Source organism: Microbacterium sp. (genome assembly GCF_036277215.1).
Taxonomy (GTDB): Bacteria; Actinomycetota; Actinomycetes; order Actinomycetales; family Microbacteriaceae; genus Microbacterium.
Window position 1 is genome coordinate 1 of record NZ_DASUNI010000205.1, and the last position, 5,891, is coordinate 5,891.

At 70.4% G+C, this 5,891-nt stretch carries 5 protein-coding genes; 1 reads left to right on the plus strand and 4 read right to left on the minus strand.

Annotated features, from left to right (window positions below; all coding sequences use genetic code 11):
• The 4 genes from lysA to VFX99_RS10315 form a co-directional block, all read right to left on the minus strand.
• The coding region (gene lysA / locus VFX99_RS10300) for a diaminopimelate decarboxylase (RefSeq protein ID WP_329666204.1) at positions 1-1,300 on the minus strand (1,300 nt) is incomplete at its 3' end.
• Positions 1,301-1,453: 153 nt separating this feature from the next.
• A complete protein-coding gene (locus tag VFX99_RS10305; protein ID WP_329666205.1) occupies positions 1,454-2,275 on the minus strand; it encodes a DUF2993 domain-containing protein in 822 nt (273 codons plus the stop codon).
• Positions 2,276-2,281: 6 nt separating this feature from the next.
• Complete coding sequence (locus VFX99_RS10310; RefSeq protein ID WP_329666206.1) at positions 2,282-3,949, minus strand: arginine--tRNA ligase; 1,668 nt, start codon at positions 3,947-3,949, stop codon at positions 2,282-2,284.
• Positions 3,950-3,991: 42 nt separating this feature from the next.
• Positions 3,992-4,873 carry a transglutaminase family protein gene (locus VFX99_RS10315; RefSeq protein WP_329666207.1) on the minus strand — a complete coding sequence of 294 codons (882 nt, stop codon included), beginning with the start codon at positions 4,871-4,873 and terminating at the stop codon, positions 3,992-3,994.
• Positions 4,874-5,055: 182 nt separating this feature from the next.
• On the opposite strand from VFX99_RS10315, the gene VFX99_RS10320 reads away from it, so the two are divergent.
• A complete protein-coding gene (locus VFX99_RS10320; protein ID WP_329666208.1) occupies positions 5,056-5,883 on the plus strand; it encodes an SGNH/GDSL hydrolase family protein in 828 nt (275 codons plus the stop codon).
• Positions 5,884-5,891: the final 8 nt, after the last annotated feature.

Here is a 5,891-nt window from a genome sequence, read left to right on the forward strand (position 1 = left end):
GCACGTAGTTGTAGTTGCTCGCGAGCGAGAAGCAGTAGGCGCCGGTGGCGGGCACTGCGAGCAGATCGCCGGGCACGATGTCGCCGGGCAGGTACTCCGCGTCGACGACGATGTCTCCCGATTCGCAGTGCTTTCCCACGACGCGAACCAGCGCGGGTGCCGCGGCGCTGCGCCGTGAAGCGATGCGTGCGCTGAAGTCCGCACCGTACAGAGCAGGCCGGGCGTTGTCGCTCATCCCGCCGTCGACGCTCACGTACAGGCGCTGGACTCCGACGGCGATCTCGACGGGCTTCGTGGTGCCGACTTCGTACAGCGTCACACCGGCCTGTCCGACGATGGCGCGGCCGGGCTCGAACGCGAGATTCGGCATCGGGATGCCGCGCACCTCGCACTCGCGCGCCACCGCGTCGGCGATGCCCGACGCGAGGGCCTCGATCGGCGTCGGGTCGTCGGCGGAGGTGTACGCGATCCCGAACCCGCCGCCGAGGTTCAGCACGGGGATGTCGCCGCCCTCCAGCAGCGCGGCGTGCACCTCGACGAGCCGGCCGGCGGACTCCTGGAAGCCGGCCGTCCCGAAGATCTGAGAGCCGATGTGGCAGTGCAGGCCGGCGAAGAAGAGTCCCGGCAGCTCGCGGATGCGGGCGACGACCGCCGCGGCATCCTCGAGGGCGAAGCCGAATTTCTGGTCTTCGTGCGCCGTGGCGAGGAAATCGTGCGTCTCGGCGTGCACGCCGCTGTTGACGCGGACGAGGACCGCCTGCGGAGCCTCGTCGTCCGCGCCGCGGAGCTCGACGATGGCCGCGAGCCGTTCGAGCTCGATCCAGCTGTCCAGGACGATCGACCCGATCCCGACCTCGACCGCCCGCTCCAGCTCGGCGACACTCTTGTTGTTGCCGTGGAACCCGAGTCGGGCGGGGTCGGCTCCCGCGGCCAACGCGACGGCGAGCTCGCCGCCCGAGCACACGTCGACCGCGAGGCCCTCGCCAGTCACCCAGCGCACGACTTCGGCGCACAGGAAGGCCTTGCCTGCGTAGTACACCCGCGAGTGCACGCCGTACGGCTCCACAGCCGAGCGGAACGCCTCGAGCGTCCGGCGCGCGTGTGCGCGCACCTCGCCTTCGTCGACGACGTACAGCGGTGTGCCGAAGCTCTCCCGCAGATCGGTCGCCGGCACGCCGGCGATGCTCAGCACGCCTTCGTCGTCGCGTTGCGCGGACGCCGGCCACACGCCGCCGGCGAGGTCATTCGCATCGCCCGGAGGCAGGAGCCAATCCGGAGCGAGCGAGGTGGAGACGGACAACTCGGACCAATCGTGGAAAGGGTGCTTCGGCGCGACTGCTGCGGGCGGGGGGCCGGGCTTTTGCGGGTGTGCCGCGGCAGCGGTGGACTCACGCGCCGGGCGGTTCCCAGAAGTCTAGGGCACGCCGTATGCCGCGCCGCGTCTCGGTGATCGCTACTCGCACACTCCGAGCTCCTGAAGCGAGGTGTCGCTGACGATCGCACCGTCGATGGCCAGATCGGCGACCACCTGGTCGCCCGTCACTTTGATGTCGGACAGCTCCACGCCGGCAGGTACGTACTCGGCGATGCAGATCGTCCAGTCCCGCAGCACCGCATCGGCGAACCCGCCGAACTGGTCGCGCAGGGCGTCGGCGGTCACCTCGTTGCCTGCGACCTGCAGTGCGGCGGGCGTCAGCACGATGTCGCCGTCCACTGCCGTCGGCGTCAGGGCGACCCCGACCGGCAGCTCGACGCCGAAGAGCCTGAGCTCGGTCGCCATCGTCACATTCGGCTCCGCGAGATCGACGGAATCGGCGGGGAAGTCCTCGATCGTCGACAGGAGCGTCCGCAGCTGCTGCGGATCGAGGACGACGGTCGCCGAGGCGGCGCCGGCCGTGCCCTCGCCCCGGATCGCGATGTCCTGCGCGTGCACGGTCACGTCGCCGACGAGCGCACCGAGCTTCACGTCATCGGAGGAGACGGTCACGTCCTCGAGGGTGCCGACGATCAGCTGCGGCAGGACGGTGCCCTCCACGACCACGTCGATGTCCTGGTCGGCCGGCAGCGACAGCTGCGTGATGACCTGCTCGCGGATCGTCTTGGTGACGATGTCGCGCGCGATCAACTCCCCGGCGAACCACGCCGCGACGGCGAGGCCGAGAACGATGACCAGAGCGAGGATCCAGGGCCACACGCGTCGCCGCCGCTTCGGCGGTGTCTCGGAGTACGTCCACGGAGGCAGCGGCGTCGTCGGTTGCGTGTCGCCGGTCGTCATCGCGTCCTACATCCGTTCGGGCGCGTCCACGCCGAGGAGGTCGAGCCCGTTCCGAAGCACCTGGCCGGTCGCGTCGTTCAGCCAGAGCCGCGTGCGGTGCACGCCGCCGACCGGCTCGTCACCCAGCGGGATGACGCGGCAGTTGTCGTACCACCGGTGGTACAGCCCGGCGAGCTCCTCGAGGTACCGCGCGACGCGGTGCGGCTCGCGCACCTCCGCCGCGAACGCGACGATGCGCGGGAACTCCTGCAGCGCACCCAGCAGCGCCGACTCCGTCTCGTGATCGAGCAGCTCGGGTGCGAATTCGCTGCGGTCGACGCCCGAGGTGACGGCGTTGCGGGCGACGTTGTGGGTGCGGGCGTGTGCGTACTGCACGTAGAAGACGGGGTTGTCGTTGGTCCGCTTGCGCAGCAGCTCGGGGTCGAGCGTGAGCGGAGAGTCTGCGGGGTAGCGGCCGAGCGAATAGCGCAGCGCGTCGGTGCCGAGCCACTCGCGCAGGTCGTCCATCTCGATGATGTTGCCTGCGCGTTTGGACAGGCGAGCGCCGTTGACCGACACGAGCTGCCCGATGAGCACCTCGACGTCCTTCTCCGGGTCGTCGCCCGCGGCGCCTGCCAATGCCTTGAGACGGTGCACGTAGCCGTGGTGATCTGCGCCGAGCAGGTAGATCTTGTGCGCGTAGCCCCGGTCGCCCTTGTTCAGGTAGTAGGCGGCGTCCGCCGCGAAGTAGGTGTACTCGCCGTTGGAGCGACGGATGACGCGATCCTTGTCGTCGCCGAAGTCCGTGGTGCGCACCCACACGGCGCCGTCGTCGTCGAAGACGTGGCCCTGCGCGCGCAGCCGCTCGACTGCCTCGTCGACGAGGCTGGGCTCGCCGTTCGCGCCGTCCGCGTGCAGCGTGCGCTCCGAGAACCAGACGTCGAAGGTCACGTGGAACTTCGCCAGGGACGCCTGCTGCTCGCCGAGCTGGAAGCCGTACGCGAGGTCGCGCGCCGTGACGAGCTGCTCATCCGGGTCCAGGTCCAGCAGGTCCGGCCGGGTCTCCAGGACGCGACGGGCGAGATCGTCGATGTAGACGCCGGCGTAACCGCCCTCGGGCGTCGGCTCGCCCTTGGCAGCAGCGAGCACCGATCCGCCGAAGCGGTCCATCTGCACACCTGCGTCGTTGATGTAGAACTCGCGGGCGACGGTCGCGCCGCTGGCAAGGAGCAGGCGTGCGATCGAGTCGCCCAGCGCGGCCCACCGTGTGTGGCCGATGTGCAGCGGGCCGGTGGGGTTCGCGCTGACGAACTCGACGTTGATCGTCCTCCCGCGCTGCGATTCGTTCGTGCCGAACGCTGCACCGGCGTCGACGATGGTCTTCGCAAGCGCACCCGCGGCCGCGGCATCCAGTCGGATGTTGATGAAGCCGGGCCCGGCGACCTCTACGCTCGCGATGCCCGGCGTCAGCGCGAGTCCGGCGGCGATCTCGGTGGCCAGCTCGCGCGGATTTGCGCCGACGACCTTTGCGAGCTTGAGCGCGGCGTTGGAGGCCCAATCGCCGTGGTCGCGGTTCTTCGGCCGTTCCAACGGCAGAGCGGATGCCGTCAACCCCGCCGCCGATCCCTCGCGTCGCGCCTCGGCGAGCGGAGTCACAACGGCGAGCAGGGCGGCGGAGAGTTCGGCGGGGTTCATGGCCGCACCAGTCTACGTTTGCGCGCCTGGGAGCCTCCGCCGTCAGGCGAGCTGCACGAGGGTGGTGAAGTCGTCCGATGCGGGATCGGATGCCGTCGCCCCGAGTGGGAGCGAGCGCTCGAGCGAGTCGGGCCGGCCCTCGCCCTCGAATCCCTCTGCGGACGCCGCGTCGGGGATGACCCACGCATCGACCCTCATGTGAGACAGGCTCACCGGACCGCCGTGGTAGCTCAGGAACGCGCAGTCCGCGGCATCCCGGCCGGTCGCGATGCGCACGAGTGAACGGCGGTTGGCAAGCCGCGTCGCGTCGATGACGTACCAGGCGCCGTCGTGGTACGCCTCGGCGACAGCGTGGAAATCCATCGGCTGCAGGCCCGGCGCGAAGCACGCGGCGTATCGCGCCGGCATGTCCATCGCCCGCAGGAGCGAGATCACGACGTGCGCGTAGTCGCGGCACACGCCCTGCCCCGTCATGAGGGTCGTGACGGCGCTGTCGGTTCCCTGGCTGAGCCCGGGCGTGTAGGTGGTGCTGGTGGCCACGAATTCGGAGACCGCGGCGATCAGATCGAGCCCCTGCAGTCCGCGGAACTGCCGGCGGGCCTGACCGAACACCTCGTCCGACTGGCAGTACCGGCTGGGCCGCAGATAGGTGATCGCCTCGAGGTCGCTCGTGCGCCCGCTGGAGGTCTGACCGTCGACCGTCGCCTCGTACCGGACTTCGAGTCGACCGGCCTCGCCGGTGAGCCGGTGCAGACGGCTGCCGGACTGGTCGACGATCTCGGTCGGCGTGTACACCCGCTCGCCCTGCGTGAAGGTCAATTCCTCGCTCACCACGGGCACATGCTGAGCAGCCGCGACCTGGAAGATGAGGTCCACGGACGACCCCAATTCGAGGTCCAGTTCGGCGGTCACGACGCGTTGCACCGAAGTATCCTCGCACGCCGGATCGGGTGCTTCGCGCGTGCGCCAGAACTCGATCTTCGCGCACCTCGGTCGGCGCTCGCTCCGACGCCGCGAACGACGTTTCCGCAACCACGTGGGCGGCCTCGAAACGACCGTCCTGGCATTGATTCGGCGCCCGGAGGATCATCGTTTACCCTCGCAACGTGACCGCCCCGACGACCGCGCCCGCGAGCTCTCGTCGCACGCGCAGTCTCTGGGTTCTGGCGGTGGTCGCCGTGGCGATCGCCGCGGTGTGCGCGGTGGCCGCCCTTCGATCGTGGTCGGCTCCGCCGAGCGCGGTCGTGGCCACCGACGAGGGCACGGTCGCCGCAGCAGCGGCCGCGCCGGCGCTGCTCGCGCTGCCCGAGCAGCCGCGGGTGCTGATCTTCGGCGACTCCTGGACGTACGGCTCGGCCGCGTCGCTGCCCACGCTCGGGTACGCCTACGTGATCGGTCAGCGCCTCGGCTGGGAGACGACGGTCGACGGCGTGCGCGGGAGCGGCTACCTCAAGCCGGGCCTCGACGGTGGTGCCTACGGCGAGCGCATCTCCGCCCTGGACCCCGCACTCGATCCCGACCTCGTGATCGTCGAAGGCTCGATCAACGACCGACGTCTTGCGCCGACGGGGTACCGGGAGGCCGTGACCGCGGCGTGGGACGCGCTTGCCGCGCGGTATCCCGAGGCATCCGTCGTCATTCTCGGACCGGCGCCGCAGGTCCTGCCGGTGGAGGCGGCCACGGCGCGCATCGACGCCGACCTCGCCACCCTCGCCGCGGAACGCGGCTGGTGGTACGTCTCGCCCATCGGCGAGGACTGGATCACGACCGAGAACTACGCGGCCGTCATCGACACCGGCATCGGCCGCGAGCACCCGTCCACCAACGGGCACGCGTACCTCGCCACGCGTCTGGCCGAAGCTCTCACGACCCTGAGCGAGGGCACCGGCGTCGCCGCCGACGGGCTTCGCGACCCCGAGCCGTCCGGTCCGTGAGGCGCGGT